This window comes from Actinomadura darangshiensis, assembly GCF_004349235.1.
Classification (GTDB): Bacteria; Actinomycetota; Actinomycetes; order Streptosporangiales; family Streptosporangiaceae; genus Spirillospora; species Spirillospora darangshiensis.
In genome coordinates, this window is record NZ_SMKY01000016.1 from 47,161 (window position 1) to 63,410 (window position 16,250).

16 protein-coding genes are annotated in these 16,250 nt (G+C 73.5%); 8 read left to right on the top strand and 8 right to left on the bottom strand.

The genetic code is table 11. The features are described 5' to 3' along the window. The first annotated feature begins 74 nt into the window (after positions 1-74). Both mgrA and E1293_RS06100 read left to right on the top strand, forming a co-directional pair. Positions 75-1,100 carry an L-glyceraldehyde 3-phosphate reductase gene (gene mgrA, locus E1293_RS06095; protein ID WP_132194695.1) on the top strand — a complete coding sequence of 342 codons (1,026 nt, stop codon included), beginning with the start codon at positions 75-77 and terminating at the stop codon, positions 1,098-1,100. Positions 1,101-1,146: 46 nt separating this feature from the next. Continuing rightward, positions 1,147-1,404, top strand: a complete 258-nt coding sequence (locus E1293_RS06100) for a DUF6343 family protein (protein WP_132194697.1) — start codon at positions 1,147-1,149, stop codon at positions 1,402-1,404. Positions 1,405-1,407: 3 nt separating this feature from the next. Here E1293_RS06100 and E1293_RS06105 read toward each other — a convergent pair whose 3' ends face one another. Next, the gene (locus E1293_RS06105) at positions 1,408-2,316 is read right to left on the bottom strand and encodes a helix-turn-helix transcriptional regulator (protein WP_132194699.1); all 909 of its coding nucleotides are present in this window, start codon (positions 2,314-2,316) and stop codon (positions 1,408-1,410) included. A gap of 108 nt (positions 2,317-2,424) precedes the next feature. Here E1293_RS06105 and E1293_RS06110 point away from each other — a divergent pair, with 108 nt between their 5' ends. The 5 genes from E1293_RS06110 to E1293_RS06135 all read left to right on the top strand — a co-directional run bounded on the left by E1293_RS06110 (position 2,425) and on the right by E1293_RS06135 (position 6,987). Then, positions 2,425-3,864 (top strand): MFS transporter, encoded by a 1,440-nt coding sequence (locus E1293_RS06110; RefSeq protein ID WP_132194701.1) that lies wholly within the window; start codon positions 2,425-2,427, stop codon positions 3,862-3,864. A gap of 414 nt (positions 3,865-4,278) precedes the next feature. Next, the gene (locus E1293_RS06120) at positions 4,279-4,680 is read left to right on the top strand and encodes a hypothetical protein (RefSeq protein ID WP_132194703.1); all 402 of its coding nucleotides are present in this window, start codon (positions 4,279-4,281) and stop codon (positions 4,678-4,680) included. Further along, positions 4,677-5,699, top strand: a complete 1,023-nt coding sequence (locus tag E1293_RS06125) for a glycosyltransferase family 9 protein (RefSeq protein ID WP_132194705.1) — start codon at positions 4,677-4,679, stop codon at positions 5,697-5,699. Before E1293_RS06120 ends, E1293_RS06125 begins: the two co-directional genes overlap by 4 nt. Continuing rightward, positions 5,696-6,313 (top strand): nucleotidyl transferase family protein, encoded by a 618-nt coding sequence (locus tag E1293_RS06130; RefSeq protein WP_132194707.1) that lies wholly within the window; start codon positions 5,696-5,698, stop codon positions 6,311-6,313. Before E1293_RS06125 ends, E1293_RS06130 begins: the two co-directional genes overlap by 4 nt. Beyond that, positions 6,310-6,987, top strand: a complete 678-nt coding sequence (locus E1293_RS06135; protein ID WP_132194709.1) for an SDR family oxidoreductase — start codon at positions 6,310-6,312, stop codon at positions 6,985-6,987. The genes E1293_RS06130 and E1293_RS06135 overlap by 4 nt, the downstream gene beginning before the upstream one ends. 318 nt (positions 6,988-7,305) lie before the next feature. On the opposite strand, the gene E1293_RS06140 is transcribed toward E1293_RS06135, so the two are convergent. Both E1293_RS06140 and E1293_RS06145 read right to left on the bottom strand, forming a co-directional pair. Continuing rightward, a complete protein-coding gene (locus E1293_RS06140; protein WP_132194711.1) occupies positions 7,306-8,208 on the bottom strand; it encodes a polysaccharide pyruvyl transferase family protein in 903 nt (300 codons plus the stop codon). A gap of 362 nt (positions 8,209-8,570) precedes the next feature. Beyond that, positions 8,571-9,032, bottom strand: coding sequence for an SRPBCC family protein (locus tag E1293_RS06145; protein ID WP_132194713.1), 462 nt, complete (start codon positions 9,030-9,032; stop codon positions 8,571-8,573). A 165-nt stretch (positions 9,033-9,197) separates the two neighbouring features. Here E1293_RS06145 and E1293_RS06150 point away from each other — a divergent pair, with 165 nt between their 5' ends. Then, a complete protein-coding gene (locus tag E1293_RS06150; protein ID WP_132194715.1) occupies positions 9,198-9,986 on the top strand; it encodes a SigB/SigF/SigG family RNA polymerase sigma factor in 789 nt (262 codons plus the stop codon). An 8-nt stretch (positions 9,987-9,994) separates the two neighbouring features. Here the strand turns inward: E1293_RS06150 and E1293_RS06155 are convergent, their stop codons facing one another. From E1293_RS06155 to E1293_RS06175, 5 genes are all read right to left on the bottom strand, one after another. Beyond that, on the bottom strand, positions 9,995-10,855 hold the full coding sequence (locus E1293_RS06155; RefSeq protein ID WP_132194717.1) for a S1 family peptidase: 861 nt from the start codon (positions 10,853-10,855) through the stop codon (positions 9,995-9,997). Positions 10,856-10,963: 108 nt separating this feature from the next. Continuing rightward, positions 10,964-12,481, bottom strand: a complete 1,518-nt coding sequence (gene glpK, locus E1293_RS06160) for a glycerol kinase GlpK (protein WP_132194719.1) — start codon at positions 12,479-12,481, stop codon at positions 10,964-10,966. 36 nt (positions 12,482-12,517) lie between these two features. Beyond that, a complete protein-coding gene (locus tag E1293_RS06165) occupies positions 12,518-13,366 on the bottom strand; it encodes an MIP/aquaporin family protein (protein WP_132194721.1) in 849 nt (282 codons plus the stop codon). A 194-nt stretch (positions 13,367-13,560) separates the two neighbouring features. Further along, a complete protein-coding gene (locus E1293_RS06170; protein ID WP_132194723.1) occupies positions 13,561-15,234 on the bottom strand; it encodes a thiamine pyrophosphate-binding protein in 1,674 nt (557 codons plus the stop codon). Further along, positions 15,231-16,004 carry a cyclase family protein gene (locus tag E1293_RS06175; protein WP_132194725.1) on the bottom strand — a complete coding sequence of 258 codons (774 nt, stop codon included), beginning with the start codon at positions 16,002-16,004 and terminating at the stop codon, positions 15,231-15,233. The genes E1293_RS06170 and E1293_RS06175 overlap by 4 nt, the downstream gene beginning before the upstream one ends. Positions 16,005-16,250 lie beyond the last annotated feature (246 nt).

Genomic DNA, 16,250 nt, shown 5'->3' on the forward strand with positions numbered 1-16,250 from the left:
TGGAGATCATGGGTCGATCATGGCGGATCCCGGACGTGCCCGGCAACCGCCCCGGCCCTGAAATACTCGTGACCATGACCTATGTGGCGGACGGTGCACGATACGAGCGGACCCCCTACCGGCGGTGCGGGCGCAGCGGGCTGCGGCTCCCGGCGATCGCGCTCGGCCTGTGGCACAACTTCGGCGACGACCGGCCGATCGACGTCCAGCGCGCCATCCTGCGGCGCGCGTTCGACCTCGGCGTCACGCACTTCGACCTGGCCAACAACTACGGGCCGCCGTACGGCTCCGCGGAGACCAACTTCGGCCGGCTCATGCGCGAGGACCTCGCCCCCTACCGGGACGAGATCATCATCTCGACGAAGGCCGGGTACGACATGTGGCCCGGCCCGTACGGGGAGTGGGGATCGCGCAAGTACCTGCTGTCCAGCCTCGACCAGTCGCTGCGCCGGATGGGCGTCGACTACGTCGACATCTTCTACAGCCACCGGTTCGACCCGGACACTCCGCTGGAGGAGACGATGGGCGCGCTGGACCGGGCCGTCCGGTCCGGGAAGGCCCTGTACGCGGGCATCTCGTCCTACTCCCCCGAGCGCACCGCCGAGGCGGCGGCGATCCTGCGGGAGATGGGCACGCCGCTGCTGATCCACCAGCCGTCCTACTCGATGCTCAACCGCTGGATCGAGGGCGGGCTGCTCGACACCCTCGGCGGGGAGGGCGTCGGCTGCATCGCGTTCTCGCCGCTGGCGCAGGGGATGCTGTCCGACAAGTACCTCGCCGGGATCCCGGAGGGGTCCCGGGCCAGCAAGGGCACCTCGTTCTCGTCGAGCCTGCTCACCGAGGAGAACCTGCGGCACGTCCGGACGCTGAACGAGATCGCCGAGGCGCGCGGCCAGTCGCTCGCCCAGATGGCCCTGGCCTGGGCGCTGCGGGACGGGCGGGTCACCTCCGCGCTGATCGGCGCGAGCAGCGTCGCGCAGCTGGAGGAGAACCTCGCGGCCCTCGACCGGCTCGACTTCACCGCGGACGAACTCGCCGCGATCGACCGCGACGCCGTCGAGGCGGGCATCAACATCTGGGCGCCCTCCAGCGCGGAGTGACCGCCCGCCGGCGCATTGACCAGCTGCTACCGGGCATGGGCAGCGCATGGAGGACAGGCCGGGGCCGGGCGCCCGCGGACCCCGCCGGCAGCCGAGCGGCGACGAGCCGCTGACCGCCCGCAGCCCGCTGCGGCTGCGGGCGGTCCTCTCCGCGGTCGCGCTGGTCGGGGCGGTGGCCGCCGCGATCGTGTTCGCCGTGAGCGCGCAGGGCGACGGGTCCTGGGCCGCGGCGGGCATCTGCGCGGCGGTCGCCGTCATCGCCGCGGCGGACCTGGTCGTGATCGCCCGGCGCGCCCGGACCTGACCCTCAGTGCCGGTGCTCGGGGGCGGCGGCCTCCGGGTTGGCGAGCAGCCAGGCGATCCGGTCGCGGCTCCCCTGGTCGGTCGCCGCGCAGGCGACGAGCCGCGCGCCCGGGGACGCGGTGAGGTCCATGTTCGTGGCGCGGGTGCGGATCTCCCCGACCGCGCGGTGCCGGAACACCTTGACGCTCTCCCCCGGCAGCGCGACGTCATGGGACGCCCACAGCCGCGCGAACTCGGGGCTGGCGGCCTGCAGCCGCCGGACGAGGTCCTTCCAGCCGGGCTCGTCGAGGTGCCGGCTGTAGCGGTGCCGGAAGACGGCGACCTGGCCGGCCGCCACCTCCTCCAGGTTCACGATGGGGTTGCAGCACGGCGGCAGCGTGAACGCCATCCACATCGAGTTGCGCTCGCACGGCCGGGCCGTCTCCACCTGGGGGAAGATCGCCGCGTAGGCGGAGTTCCAGGCGAGGATGTCGGACCGGGCGTTGGCGACCGACGCGGGAATCGGCACGAGGGCGTCCAGGATCATCTGGACGTCCTCGGGCAGGCTCCCGGCCTCCTCGCCGGCCGCGGCGTCGGGGACGTCGGCCAGCCGGTACAGGTGCTCGCGCTCGGCGGTGTCCAGCCGCAGGGTGCGGGCCACCGCGTCCAGCACCTGCGTGCTGGCGTTGATCGGACGGCCCTGCTCCAGCCACGTGTACCAGGTGACGCCGACCCCGGCGAGCTGGGCGACCTCCTCGCGGCGCAGGCCGGGCGTGCGGCGCCGCGGCCCCGGCGGCATCCCCACGTCCTCCGGTGTGATCCGCCCACGCCTGCTGCGCAGGAACGCCGCCAGCTCGGTCCGGCGGCGCTGCCCCGTCCCGCCCCGGCGGGTGGTACCCGTGCTCTGCGCGGTGCTGGTCCCCGTGGTGGTCATCGTCACTCCCCCAGCCTGCCCCTGGACGGCGTCCGGTGCCAGGTGCTGTCAGTACCAGTATGCGCAGGCTCTCGTTACCGGTACCGGATGGCCCGCAAGCTCGTACCCATGACACAGACAACCGATCTGCGGGGAGCCGCTTCCGGCCGGGGGTCGCGGAACGGGTCCGGCGGCCTCGCGCTCGCCGTCATCCTGCTCGGCCAGTTCATGGCCATCCTCGACGTGAACATCGTCAACGTCGCCCTCCCGACGATGCGCGCGGACCTGCACGCCTCCGGCGCCGGGCTGCAGCTCGTCGTGGCCGGCTACATCGTCGCCTACGCCGTGCTGCTGATCACGGGAGCGCGGCTCGGCGACATCGCGGGCCACCGCCGCATGTTCCACCTCGGCCTCGCATCGTTCACCGTCGCGTCCCTGGCCTGCGGGCTGGCGCCGGGCACGGGGGCGGTGGTGGTGTTCCGCCTCCTGCAGGGCGCGGGCGCCGCGCTGCTGACGCCCCAGGTCATGTCGATGATCCAGCGGGACTTCACCGGCGCGGCCCGCATGCGGGCGCTCGGGCTCTACTCGGTCGTGATCGCGGGCGGCGTCGTCGTCGGGCAGGCCGCCGGGGGCCTGCTGGTCAGCGCGGACCTGTTCGGCGCGGGCTGGCGGACGGTCTTCCTCGTCAACGTGCCCATCGGCGTCGCGCTGCTGATCGCGGGACCGCGCCTCCTGCACCGCGACGGGGAACCGCGCCGCACCGCCGGGGCGCGGGCCGACCTGGACCTCCCGGGCCTGCTCACGCTGGCCGCCGCGGTGCTGCTGTTCGTCGTGCCGCTGATCATGGGGCACGAGCTGGGCTGGCCGGCGTGGGGCTGGGTGTCGCTCGCCGCGAGCGCGGTGTTCATGGCCGCGTTCGCCGCCGTGGAGCGGCGCGTCGCGACCACCGGCGGACGGCCGCTGATCTCGCCGCGGGTGCTGCGCGCGCCGCTGCTGGTCCCGGCCTGCGTCGCGCTCGCGCTCGGGCCGGGCAGCTGGGGGTCGTTCCTCTTCACCACGACCCTGCACCTGCAGGGCGACCTGAAGATGTCGCCGCTTCAGTCCGGGCTGGCGTTCGTCCCGAGCGTCACCGTGTTCGGGCTGGTCGGGCTCAACTGGCGGCGGCTGCCCGCCCGCTGGCACCGCTGGCTCATCCCGGCCGGGTTCGCGATCGCGGCGGCGGGCTACCTCTTCGTCGGCCCCCTCGCCGGCGGCGGGGTGCCCTACGAGGCGCTCACCGTCGTCATCGGGATCGGCCTCGGCGTGATGCCGATCATCATGACGACCGCGCTGCAGCACGTCCCGGCCGAGGACGCCGCCGACGCCAGCGGGCTGCTGCTCACCGTGATGCAGCTGGCCCAGGTGATCGGCATCGCCACCGTCGGGACGGTGTTCCTCACGCTGGCCGAGTCCAGCGGCTCGACCCGGCACGCCGAGTACGGGACCGGCTGGATGCTGGCGGGCGCGGCGCTGGTCGGCGCCCTGAGCGCGCTGTCCCTGACCCGCAGCCGCCCCCCGGGCCGAACCTGAGCCGCCGGAACGGCGGCCGGGACGGCGGCCGGGACGGCGGCCGGGACGGCGGCCGGGACGGCGGCCGGGACGGGGACGCCTGGCGCTGGCGAGCGCGGGTCCCGGCAGCCACGGCGGCCCCGTCCTGCGACGCATGCGACGGCGCGGAGCGACTGCCGCCGGTCCGCGGGTGATGACGACGACACTGAAGCGCGTGAACCGGCCAGTACCCGCCGTTTCCGCTCCATGTGCGCGGATGCCACATGACCCGCTACTTCGGCTACCAGCGGCTTTTCTGACTTCAGAGTTTAGGTCCACGGTTCCCGGCAATGTCGCATCACCTATAGGGATTTCGTCCCGGCAAGCTCGCCCGGGACCGATGCCTACGACGACGGCATCACCCATCAGTCGGCGGCTGCGCTGAAACGGGGCTATATGCACGTGCTCGGAATCAACGCGATTTTTCACGACCCCGCAGCCGCACTGGTGCCGGACGGGCCCGCCCGCATCCACGTCCCCGAGCCGGCCGCCGACCTCGCGCTGCGCGCCCTCAACGCGGGCCACGGGCTCGTCCTCGGCGATCGGCAAATCACGCACCCGGTGCTTCCGGCCGGGTTCTGGGCGTCGGTGCGCGCCGAGGCGGGCAACGCCGACGACATCCTCATGTGGCGCATGCACGGCCCGTCCTGGCGCAACCGCGCCGGCGAGGGCCGCGGCCTGATCCGCCGCCACGTCCTCACCACGGCCGCCGGGCTCCTCGCCCTGACCGCCGCGCTCCGCCGCCGCGGCACCGCCGCCGCGGTCGATCTGGTCCTCGGCGGAAGGCGGCGCCCGTGAGGGTCCTCGTCGCACGCCAGGACAACATCGGCGACGTGCTGCTCGCCGGGCCCGCCGTGCGGGCGGTCGCCGCACGCGCCGACGAGGTCGTGCTGCTGTGCGGGCCGCGCGGACGCGCCGCCGCCGACCTGCTGCCGGGCGTCGACCGCGTCATCGAGTGGCGCGCCCCCTGGATCGACCCCGACCACGTGCCGGTCGAGCAGGCCGCGATCGACGGGCTCATCCGCAGCCTCAGGGGGTTCGACCGGGCGCTGATCCTGACCTCGTTCCACCAGTCGCCGCTCCCGCTGGCGCTGCTGCTGCGGCTCGCCGGGACGCCGTGGATCGGCGGCATCGGCGAGGACTACCCGGGTTCACTGCTCGACCTGCGGCACCGCCCGGACACCGACGTCCCCGAGCCGCTGCGGATGCTCGCGCTCGCCGAGGACGCCGGGTTCCCGGCCCCGGCCGACACACGCCTGCGGGTCGGGGGCCCGCTTCCCGACGTCGACCACCTCACCGGCGGCCCCGGGTACGCGGTGGTCCATCCGGGGACGTCGGTCCCCGCGCGCGCCTGGCCGCCGGGGCACTGCGCCGAGGCGGTGCGGCTGCTGACCGCGGCCGGGCACCGGGTGGTCGTGACCGGCCGCGGCGAGGAGAAGGAGCTGACCGCGCTGGTCGCCGGCGAGGACGGCCTCGACCTCGGCGGGCGCACGAGCCTGCCGGAGCTGGCGTCGGTGCTGGCGGGCGCGTGCGCGGTCGTCGCCGGCAACACCGGCCCCGCGCACCTGGCGGCCGCGGTCGGCACGCCGGTCGTGTCGCTGTTCGCGCCGACCGTGCCGGCGGCGCGGTGGGCGCCGTTCGGCGTCCCGCTGGCGCTGCTCGGCGACCAGCGGGCGCCCTGCAAGGACAGCCGCGCCCGCGAGTGCCCCGTCGACGGGCATCCGTGCCTGTCGTCGGTCAGTGCGGACGAGGTCGCCGCGGCCGTCGAGATCGTCGCCAAGGCCCCGCCGGTCACCGGCGAGGTGCCCGCCCGATGAGAGTCCTGATGCGGCGCGTGCACGGATCGTGGGCGATGTCGTTCGTCCACGGCCCGCAGACCACGCTCGTCCCCGTCGTCCCGGACCGGGGCCCGGACGGTAAGGGCCGGCCCGACACCTTCCACTGGCCGGACCGCGCGGTCGAGGTGCCGCCGGAACAGCTCCGCGACGAGGACGTCGTCGTCCTGCAGCGCCCCCACGAGCCGCGGCTCGCCGAGCAAAGGCTCGGACGGCGCTTCGGACGGGACATCCCCCCTACGTCGAGCACGACACCCCGGACCGCACCCCGTCCGACGCGGGGACGCCCGAGGAGGTACACCGCGGACATGCCACGCGCGTCGGCATCGCCCCCGAGTCGCTGCGGACGTTCGAGGACCTCCCGCAGGCGAGGATGCACGAGGAGCTCGCCCGCCGCCTGGGCAAGGAGGCGCGGGCCGACGGTCATGTTCGACGACGACACCCCGGCACCGCTGCTGAAGCGGCTGCGCCCCGACGTGTGGGTCAAGGGCGCCGACTACACCGGGACGATCCTGTCCGGGGACGAGACGATCCGGGCCTACGAGGGGCGCTCCACCACGCGCCTGCTGTCCACGACGAAGGGAAACGCGTCATGAACGTCCTCATCACCGGCGGTGCCTCCGGGCTCGGCGCGGCGGTCGCACGCAAGATCGCCGACGACGGCGGGCGGCCCCTGGTCCTCGACCGGCACCCTCCGAAGGACGACTTCGAGCACATGCAGGCCGACCTCGCCGACCGCCGCTGCGCCGAACGCGCCGTGCACGGCCTGGCGCGCGCCGCCGGCGGGCTGAACGCCGTCGTCACCGCCGCCGGCATCGACGCGTGCGGCACGCTGTGCGACGTGCCCGCCGAGGACTGGGAGCGGGTCGTGCAGGTGAACCTGCTCGGCACCGCCGCGGTCGTCCGCGCCGCGCTCCCCTATCTCGAGAACGAGCCGCACGGGCGCGTCGTCACCGTCGCGTCCACGCTGGGGTTCAAGGCGGTCGGCGACGCGACGGCGTACTGCGCGTCCAAGTTCGGCGTCGTCGGGTTCACCCGGGCGCTCGCCGCCGAGATGGCCGGGAAGGTCGCCGTCACGATGGTCGTGCCGGGCGGCATGGACACCGCGTTCTTCGACGACCGCGCCGAGCAGTACAAGCCGGGCCCGGACGCCAAGCTGAACCGCCCCGAGGACGTGGCGGCGACCATCGCGTTCGCGCTCTCCCAGCCGGCCGGCTGCGAGGTGCGCGAGCTGGTCGTCTGCCCCTCGGACGAACCGTCATGGCCGTGATCTCCTCGCGGGGCTCGTCCTGCGGGCACTCGGCCTAGGCGACCTGCTGACCGCCGTCCCGGCGGGCCAGGCGAGACGTCCCTCGCGCAGCTCGCGACCGCCTTCCGCACGCCGTCCCGGGCGACATCGGCAGCCCCTGGCGCCTCCGGATCCCGGTCGAGGACGGCCTGCGCGACACGATCGAGTGGTTCGGCCGGGAGCCGGCGGTCTCGCCTTTGTTTGGCGGCCGCGGGCGGGGTAGAAGTACCGCGCCCCGCGGGGCCTGAACACCGCCCGCTCGTGTTCCGGCCCCGCAGTCTTCTTTCGGGGATCAGGCCGCTAGCGCGCGCCGAGGACGTCCATCAGCTCACCGAGCATCGCGCCGTCCGCCGGCTGCGCCACGGCTCGCCCGCCGCCGTCCGGCGACAGGCACCACGTCCACCAGCGGTCGAGTTCCGCGAGGTCCAGCACGGGCTCGTCCCGTCCTTCCCGCGACGGCGCGGGCACGGTGACGACGGCGGGCCACGACCACGCCCGCGCCTGCGCCGCCACCTTGGCGCCGCCGCCCACCGGGTCGACGGCCAGCACGGGAACGCCGCTCTTCAACGCCAGGACGAGGCCGTGCAGGCGCGTCGTGACCACCACATCGAGCCGGCGCAGCACCGACTCCAGTTCGGCCGCCGTCGTGAACAGCCGCCAGTCGCGGGGATCGAGCCGGGTGTCCAGCGGCAGCCGGGCGCATCCGCGGCCGGCGAGCCAGTCCGTCAGCTCGTGCTCCACCCGGGCGTGGCGGCGCCGCCCGCCGTACTCGGCCTGGCCGGGCGCGAGCACCACCCCGGCGACGGGCACGGACGGCGTCGCGGGCAGCGCCGCCAGGTCCTGCCGCGGCGCCTCGACCGGCGCGTCCCGTGCGAGGACGGCGTCGAACCCGGTGACCGCCGGGTCGTCCGGATCGATGACCGAAACTCCGACCGCCACCCGGGTGCAGCGGGCGTAGCGGCGGTGCAGCTCCTCGATCTGCCGGCCGTGCAGCGGCCCGCAGGCGAACACCAGATGCGTGTAGAAGGCGGGATCGGCGCGTTCGAGGTCCAGGGCGCCGGGCCGGAAGACCGGGCTCCACGCCAGGTGGCACTCGACTCCCGCATCGGCCAGCGCTGCTTGGACGGCCTCCATCGCGAGGACGTCGCCCGCCGTCGCCTCGCCGTGCCGGAAGCTCGGCCATCCCGTCACCAGCACACGCATCCGCTCAGCTGCCTTCCGCCTTGGTCCTCCCGGGCGAAGGGGCGTCCTGCCTGTCTGCTACCCGCCGTGGTCCGTCCCATGTCCGGGTCCCGCGGGCGTCCCCGGGACGGGACGGAGCGCTCCCCGCGCGGTGACACTTCAGACACCTACCCGTTTACGGACAGGTCCGGTTGGGGACAGTCATCTCGCGGCCCACTCGCGAGGTCGGAGCCAAGTGCCCCGAACTGCGAGCCTGGGCCGCGCCACGCGTCCGGCACCCATGCGAAGACAGGCAGGGAGGCGTTCAGCCGGTACGGGAACGGGCTGCTCGGCAGATCGACATCGGGGTCGACGGGGCGTCCGGTCACGGGACCCGGGCACTGTCAGGGCTCGGGACGGTCCGCCTGGCCGCGCCGGGCGCCGGTCTGGACGCCGCGGGACTCGATGAAGGTCTTGAAGCGGCGCAGATCGCCCTTGACGCGGTGGGTGAGGGCGCCGATGCGGTCGCCCGCCTTCTCCGCCAAGCCCTCCGAGTCGATCTCCAGCTGGGCCGTGACGCGGGTGGTGGTCTCGTCCAGCCGGTGGAAGGTCACCACGCCGGCGTGCGTGGGGCCGTCCAGCGACTTCCAGGCGACGCGCTCGTCGGGGAGCTGCTCGGTGATCCGGGCGTCGAACCGGCGGGTGACGCCGGCGATGCGGGTCGTCCAGCGCAGGGTGGTGTCGTCGAGCCGGCGGATCTCCTCGACCCCGTCCATGAACCGCGGGAACGTCTCGAACCGCGTCCACTGGTCGTAGGCGGCCCGGATCGGGACGGTCACGTTGACCGACTCGGTGATCGTGCTCACGGCTCCACCTCCTGCCTCATCCGGCCGGTACCCGCGGGCGCCGCCTTTATCCCGCGCCGCTGGACGCCGGGAACCCCCGTGTGATGGGGCAATCCTCGGGTAAAGGGACCGCACCGAGCGATCGCCCCTGCCCTCGCCGGCCTCGTCCGCAAAGGAGAGAACCGCATGACGTCGGCGCAGTCCTCCACCCGGTTCGATGACGGGCGTACCGAGATGCTCCTGGCCGAGATGAACCGACTCACGCACGACGATCCCCGGCGGGAACGGCTGCGGGAGACCATCGTGGACATGCATGCGCCGCTGATACGGGGTGTGGCACGCCGGTACGCCAACCGAGGTGAACCGCTGGACGATCTGCAGCAGGTCGCCTACTTGGGGCTGGTGAAGGCCATCAACCGGTTCGACCCGCATATCGGCGACCGGTTCGTCACCTATGCCTACCCGGTCGTGACGGGGGAGGTGAAGCGGCACTTCCGCGACAAGACGTGGGGAATACGGGTGTCGCGCCGCATCCAGGAGCTGCGGCCGGTGCTGCAGCGCACCACCCAGGAGTTCACCCGCGAACACGGCCGCTCCCCCACGACCGCCGAGATCTCGGCGCTGATGAACATCACCGAGGATGAGACGGTCGAGGTCATCATCGCCTGCGACGCCTACCGCCCGCTCTCCCTGGAGGCGCCGTCGGACGGGTCGCAGGGCGGCGAGAACGGCACGGTCGGCGAGTACCTCGGGTCCGACGACCCGGCGCTGGCCGCCTTCATCGACGGACATGCCCTGGCACCGCTGATCGACGACCTGCCCGAGCGCGAGCGGACGATCCTGCTGCTGCGGTTCTTCGGCAACAAGACCCAGACGCAGATCGCCGAGCAGATCGGGCTGTCCCAGATGCACGTCTCCCGCCTGCTGCGCGCCACCCTGGACCGGCTCCGCGTCGGCCTGCTGGCAGAGCAGTGACCTGACGGTCAGGGCTTGGGGAGGGCGCAGGCCTTGCTCAGCACGATGTCGTTGCCCTTGCCGATGCAGCGGGCGAGCAGGTACGTCTGCTGCCCGTAGTGGGTGCCGTGGCGGACGGTGATGTTGCCCTTCCGGTCGACCTCGCAGGGGTTGTTGAGCGTGCAGCGCTCGCCGTCGTCGTTGCCCGTGTTGTTGATGCCGACGACGTGGCGGGTGCGGACGTCGATGATCGGCGATCCGGACGTGCCGTGGATGGTCTGGCACTCGGGCTTGTAGCGGATCGAGTTCTTCCACGTCCAGTCGGCCTCGCGCAGCCGGTAGACGGTCGCGTCGGTCTTGCAGCCGTAGATCGTCCGCCAGTAGCCGGACACGATCCGGATCTCGGCCCCGTCGTGCGGCCTCGCCGTCGACAGCCGCAGCGCGGGGATGCCGTACCGCTTCTTGATCGCGCCGTAGCTGGTGTCCAGCCGGTAGACGGTCACGTCGGTGTCGGTCATCGTCGCGTACTCGACCTTGGTGGCCTGGAGGGTGCCGAGGCTCTTCTCGCCCGTGCGGTCGAGGAGTGTGAAGGTCCGGGACGACTTCTGGTCGACGATGACCTGGCCCGCCTTAGGCATGCCCGACTCCAGGCAGTGGCCGTTGGTCAGCACCAGCGCCGCGTCGCTGTCGCGCGACCGGGGCCCGCGCACGAGGGAGCCCGAGCAGTTGCTCAGCGCGACGATGCCGGTGAAGTCGACTTCGGCCTTGTGGCTCCGCTGCCCCTGCTGGACGGGGACCGCCTGCGCGGAGGCGGCGGGGAACGCCACGGCGCCGGCGACGGCGAGCGTCCCGGTGGCGGTGAGGGCGGCGGCGGCGAGGCGTCTGGGCATGCGGATCCTCTCGGGCGGGCCGGCGGGGACGCACGGCCGGGACGACGCTGTCCCGGCGGATGCTAGATCATCCCGGCCCGCCTGAGAAGGAGCCGCGCGGGCGGTCCGCTAGTCCACGTCCACCCAGCCGTAGGTGCGCTCGACGGCCTTCTTCCAGCCGGCGTAGCCGGTCCGGCGCTGGTCGTCGTCCCAGGTGGGCTGCCAGCGCTTGTCCTCGTTCCAGTTCTGGCGGAGTTCGTCGGTGTTGTTCCAGAAGCCGACGGCCAGGCCGGCGGCGTAGGCGGCGCCCAGGGCGGTGGTCTCGGCGACGACGGGCCGGGAGACCGGGACGCCGAGGATGTCGGCCTGCATCTGCATGCACAGCTCGTTGGCCGTGACACCGCCGTCGACCTTGAGGACGTCCAGTGACACGCCCGAATCCTCGCGCATCGCCTCGACGACGTCGCGGGACTGGTAGCAGATCGATTCGAGGGTGGCGCGGGCCAGGTGGGCGTTGGTGTTGAACCGCGACAGGCCGACGATCGCGCCCCGGGCGTCGCTGCGCCAGTACGGCGCGAACAGCCCGGAGAAGGCGGGGACGAAGTAGACGCCGCCGTTGTCGTCCACCTGCCGGGCCAGCGCCTCGCTCTGCGCGGCGCCCGAGATGATGCCGAGCTGGTCGCGCAGCCACTGCACGGCCGACCCGGTCACCGCGATCGACCCCTCCAGCGCGTACACGGTCGGCTGGTCGCCGAACTTGTAGCAGACGGTGGTGAGCATCCCGGCCTGGGACCGGACGAGCTCCTCCCCGGTGTTGAGCAGCAGGAAGTTGCCGGTGCCGTAGGTGTTCTTGGCCTCGCCGGGCGCGAAGCACACCTGCCCGACGGTCGCGGCCTGCTGGTCGCCGAGGATCCCGGTCAGCGGCACCTCGCCACCGAGCGGGCCGTCCGCGCGGGTCGTCCCGTACGCCCCGGGCGCCGACGACGGCTTGATCTCCGGGAGCATCGAGCGCGGGATCCCGAAGAAGGACAGGAGCTCGTCGTCCCAGTCGAGGGTCTCCAGGTCCATCAGCATGGTGCGGCTGGCGTTGGTCGGGTCGGTGACGTGCACGCCGCCGTCCTCCCCGCCGGTCAGGTTCCACAGCACCCAGGTGTCGATGTTGCCGAAGACCGCGTCGCCGCTCTCGGCGGCCGCGCGGACCCCGTCGACGTTCTCCAGGATCCACTGGATCTTGCCGCCGGAGAAGTAGGTGGCCGGCGGCAGCCCCGCGCGGTGCCGGATCGTCGCGCCCCTGCCGTCGCGCTCGAGCGCGGAGGCGATGCGGTCGGTGCGGGTGTCCTGCCAGACGATCGCGTTGTAGTACGGGCGGCCCGTGCGCCTGTTCCACACCACGGTCGTCTCGCGCTGGTTGGTGATGCCGAAGGCGGCGAGGTCGCCGTGGCTCAGGTTCGCCCGGTTGAGGGCGGACTGGACGACCGCGCGCGTCCGCTCCCAGATCTCGGTCGGGTTGTGCTCGACCCAGCCCGCCTGCGGCAGGATCTGCTCGTGCTCGAGCTGGTGGCGGGCGACCTCGTTGCCGCCGTGGTCGAAGATCATGAACCGGGTGCTCGTGGTGCCCTGGTCGAGCGCCCCGACGAAGTCGGCCATGGACTCTCCCTTTCTGCTGGAGGGGCTGCGACCCCGTCAGGTGACGTCGTACTCCGGCTTCGGCTCGGTGGGCACGACGCCCTCCTCGTCGTCGTCCGGGATGTTGCGCCCGATGAGCAGGATGTACAGGCCGGCTCCGAGCACGCCGCCGATCAGCGGCGCGACGATGGGCACCCAGAAGTAGAAGTCCCCGTACTGGTCTCTCCAAGCGCTCCCGTACCCGGTCAGGTACTGGGCGAGCCGCGGCCCGAGGTCGCGCGCCGGGTTGATCGCGTAGCCGGCGGCGGAGCCGAACGCCATGCCGATCGCCACCACGACGAGGCCGATGATGAGGGGCGCCAGGTTCGCCAGCGGCGGCGCGTTGCGCAGGTCGGTCAGCGCGAGGACGAGGAAGAGCAGGATCGCGGTGCCGATGATCTGGTCGCGGAACGCGCCCCAGGTGTGCACCGGCAGCGACCCGTTGCCGGGCATGGTGGAGAACACGAACTGCGACTTGGTCGTCAGCCCGGGGTCGAACTTGTTGAGGACCTCGGTGTAGTCCCACCGGACGATCAGCGCGGCGACGAAGGCGCCGAGCGTCTGCGCAAAGCAGAACGGGAGGACCTTGCGCCACGGGAAGCCCTTGAACACCGCGAGCGCGACGGTGACGGCGGGATTGATGTGCCCGCCGCTGATCCGCGCGGAGACGTACACGCCCAGCGTGACGGCGAGGCCCCAGGCCCACGCGATGCTGTCGTGGCCGCCGAGGCTCTGGGGGTCGCCGAGCCCGCTGGCCGCGACGGCCTGGGCGACGACGCCCACGCCGAACAGGATCAGGATCATCGTGCCGGCGAACTCGGCTGCCATCTCCCTGGCGAGCTCGGGGACCCTCGGCCGTTGCGTCATGTCTCCTCCTCCGGGGTGTGTGACATAAGGCACAACCGCCGCGAACGTAAGTACGTCCGATAAAACGGGTCAACAGCACAGTGACGACAATGTCGGCACCCCCGCGCCGTCCGGCCCCTGGACGATGATCGTGATCGTTCCCAGGGAGCGCGCCGCTACACCGCCCCGCACCGGTGGCCGCGCCGGTGGCCGCGCTAGTGGCCGCGGAACGCCTCCTCCAGCCACCAGGAGGGACGGCCCCTGGCGACCTTGGCGTCCACGACCATCGGCCGGTCCCGCGGGCCGGCGAGCCAGCCCTTCACCGCGTCGAGGTCGGCGGGCGTCCGGACGGTCACCGCCGCGCAGCCGAACCCGCGTCCGATCGCGGCCAGATCCGCGGGCGGGAACGTCACGGTGTCCAGCGGATGCCCGCCCGGCGCGAAGTGGTGCACCTCCGCCCCGTACGCCTCGTCGTCGTAGACGACCACGAGCAGCCCCAGCCCGAGCCGGACCGCCGTCTCCAGCTCCGCGACGGACATGAGCGCGCCGCCGTCGCCGAGCGCGGCGACGGTCAGCCGGTCGGGGCGGGCCACGGCGGCGCCGATCGCGCTGGCGAGGCCGAGACCCACCGACTGGAACGCCTGGGTGAACACGAGGCCGTCGCCGTCGGGGACGTCCAGGAACATCGCCGGGTAGCCCATGAAGTTGCCCGAGTCGACGGCGACCGTGCGCTCGCTGGGCAGCATCCCGTCGAGGGCGATGGTCAGGGTGCGCGGGTCGATGCGGTCCCCGTCCTTGGTCTCGGGGTCCTCCTCGTAGGGGACGTCCTGCCAGCGGCCCTCGCGGGCGAGCCGCTCCGCCACCTCGGGCGTGCGGTAGCCGGTGGAGTGGTGGCCGCGCGCCGCCAGCTCGGCGGCGGCCGCCCGCGCGGTCTCGGCGGCGTCGCCGATCAGGCAGAGGTCGACCGGGCGGTGCGCGCCGAGGGCCCGCGCGTCCACGTCGACCTGCACGACCTTCGCCCCCCGGCCGATCAGGGCGCCGTGCCGGGTCGTCCACATGTTCAGCGAGCAGCCCCAGCCGACGACCAGGTCGGCGCCGCGGATCAGCTCCGCGGCGGCGGGGGTGGCGAACCCGCCGCTGACGTCCAGGCCGAACGGGTCGCCGGCGAACAGGCCGCGCGCGACGGCCGTCGTCGCCGGCAGCGCGCCGCACCGCCCGGCCAGCTCGCCGAGGGCGTCCCGGGCGCCCGACAGCCGCGCGCCCCGCCCGGCGATGAACACCGGCCGCTCCGCCGCCTGGAGCGCGTCGGCGAGGCTCGCGACCGCGGCGGGCGGCGGCACCGGCAGGGCCGGCACCCGCCCCGGCCGGGTCCGGGCGGGGCGGCGCTCCGCCGCTTCGGGCAGGCGGGCCTCCTGAACGTCCAGCGGCAGCCCCAGCAGCACCGTGCGGCGCTCGGTGACGGCCGTCCGGCAGGCCCGCGCCACGTCGGCGAGCGCCGTCTGCGGGGAGTGGACCCGCTCGGGGACGGCCCCGACGGCCGCGGCGATCGCCGCCTGGTCGATCCGGAAGTTGGAGCGGACCGCGCCGGCGGCCACCTCGCCGGAGACGACCAGCAGCGGCGTGCGGCTCTTGGCGGCCTCCGCGATGCCGGTGAGCGCGTTGGTGAGGCCGGGCCCTTGGTGGACGGTCACGACGCCGAGGCCGCCGCCCGCCCGCGCGTACGCGTCGGCCATCGTCGCGGCGCCGGCCTCGTGCCGGGCGGCGACGAACCGGGCGCCGTTCGCGGCGAGCGCGTTCGTGACGTGGAAGTTGCCGCTGCCGACGACCCCGAAGACGGTGCCGGCGCCGAACCGCGCGAGGGCCTGCCCGACGGCCTGCGCGACGTTCATCGCTCGATCAGCGCGAGCACGCGGGCGGGGCTGCCCGAACCGCCGACGATCGGCAGCGGCGAGGCGAGCAGGACGGCGCCGCGCGCGGGCAGCCGGTCGAGGTTCCGCAGCTGGGTGAGGCCGTACTTGCCGGTGCCGAGGAAGTAGGAGTGGCAGGGGAACGGCGGCTCGAACCCGTGGGCGGCGCCCGCGTCGGTGCCGACCGTCTCCACGCCGAGGCCGAGGACGGGCGTCTCCTCGGCGAGCCACCGGGCGCACTCGGCCGAGATCCCCGGCGTGCGCGGGCCGTTCTCGTCGGCGTTGAGGAAGGCGTCCTGGCCGCCGGAGCGGGCGTCCCAGCCCGTCCGGTAGAGGAACCAGCTACCGTCCGGGAGCGGGCCGTTCGCCTTCTCCCAGTCGCGCACGTGGTCGATCTCCAGCAGGAAGTCGGGGTCGGCGGCGGCGTGCGCGGACGCGTCCAGCACGACCGCGGGCGCGACGAGGCGGCCCGGCGGGATCTGGGAGACGTCCTCACCGCCGCGGCCGGTCGCCCAGTGCACGGGCGCGTCGAAGTGGGTGCCGACGTGCTCGCCGGTCTCGATGTCGTTCCAATACCACGCGGGGCCGCGGTCGTCGTACCGGCTGATCTCCTTCAGCCGGAACGGGACGGTGTTGGCGAACGGCTCCGGCAGCTGGAGGATCGGCGTCCGCTCCGACAGCGGCGCGGTCAGGTCGACGATCTCCACCGAGCCGTCGGCGACGGCGGTGAGCAACTGGGCGAGCACGGACATCGTTCCTCCGGCGGCGCGGGCGGCTGAGGGGGTCGCGCGAATGACACCGAACGTATCGCAGACGGGGCCGCCCGGAGGGCCTCCCCGCGCAGGCCGCGGGCCGTCACCGGACCCCATGTTCCGGCCCGCGTTTCGTTGCTTCTGCACATGGACGGAACGTCGCGGCTCGATCACCATCGGGGCGGAACCCCGGCCGATCCCGCCCCCACGGAGGTCCGATGCGCCGCAGGCCCTGGACACTCGCGC

Excerpts from the sequence above, each read along its gene's own strand:
- mgrA (WP_132194695.1), top strand. The coding sequence starts at position 75 with ATGACCTATGTGGCGGACGGTGCACGATACGAGCGGACCCCCTACCGG.
- E1293_RS06100 (WP_132194697.1), top strand. The coding sequence starts at position 1,147 with ATGGAGGACAGGCCGGGGCCGGGCGCCCGCGGACCCCGCCGGCAGCCG.
- E1293_RS06105 (WP_132194699.1), bottom strand. The coding sequence starts at position 2,316 with ATGACCACCACGGGGACCAGCACCGCGCAGAGCACGGGTACCACCCGC.
- E1293_RS06110 (WP_132194701.1), top strand. The coding sequence starts at position 2,425 with ATGACACAGACAACCGATCTGCGGGGAGCCGCTTCCGGCCGGGGGTCG.
- E1293_RS06120 (WP_132194703.1), top strand. The coding sequence starts at position 4,279 with ATGCACGTGCTCGGAATCAACGCGATTTTTCACGACCCCGCAGCCGCA.
- E1293_RS06130 (WP_132194707.1), top strand. The coding sequence starts at position 5,696 with ATGAGAGTCCTGATGCGGCGCGTGCACGGATCGTGGGCGATGTCGTTC.
- E1293_RS06135 (WP_132194709.1), top strand. The coding sequence starts at position 6,310 with ATGAACGTCCTCATCACCGGCGGTGCCTCCGGGCTCGGCGCGGCGGTC.
- E1293_RS06140 (WP_132194711.1), bottom strand. The coding sequence starts at position 8,208 with ATGCGTGTGCTGGTGACGGGATGGCCGAGCTTCCGGCACGGCGAGGCG.
- E1293_RS06150 (WP_132194715.1), top strand. The coding sequence starts at position 9,198 with ATGACGTCGGCGCAGTCCTCCACCCGGTTCGATGACGGGCGTACCGAG.
- E1293_RS06155 (WP_132194717.1), bottom strand. The coding sequence starts at position 10,855 with ATGCCCAGACGCCTCGCCGCCGCCGCCCTCACCGCCACCGGGACGCTC.
- glpK (WP_132194719.1), bottom strand. The coding sequence starts at position 12,481 with ATGGCCGACTTCGTCGGGGCGCTCGACCAGGGCACCACGAGCACCCGG.
- E1293_RS06165 (WP_132194721.1), bottom strand. The coding sequence starts at position 13,366 with ATGACGCAACGGCCGAGGGTCCCCGAGCTCGCCAGGGAGATGGCAGCC.
- E1293_RS06170 (WP_132194723.1), bottom strand. The coding sequence starts at position 15,234 with ATGAACGTCGCGCAGGCCGTCGGGCAGGCCCTCGCGCGGTTCGGCGCC.
- E1293_RS06175 (WP_132194725.1), bottom strand. The coding sequence starts at position 16,004 with ATGTCCGTGCTCGCCCAGTTGCTCACCGCCGTCGCCGACGGCTCGGTG.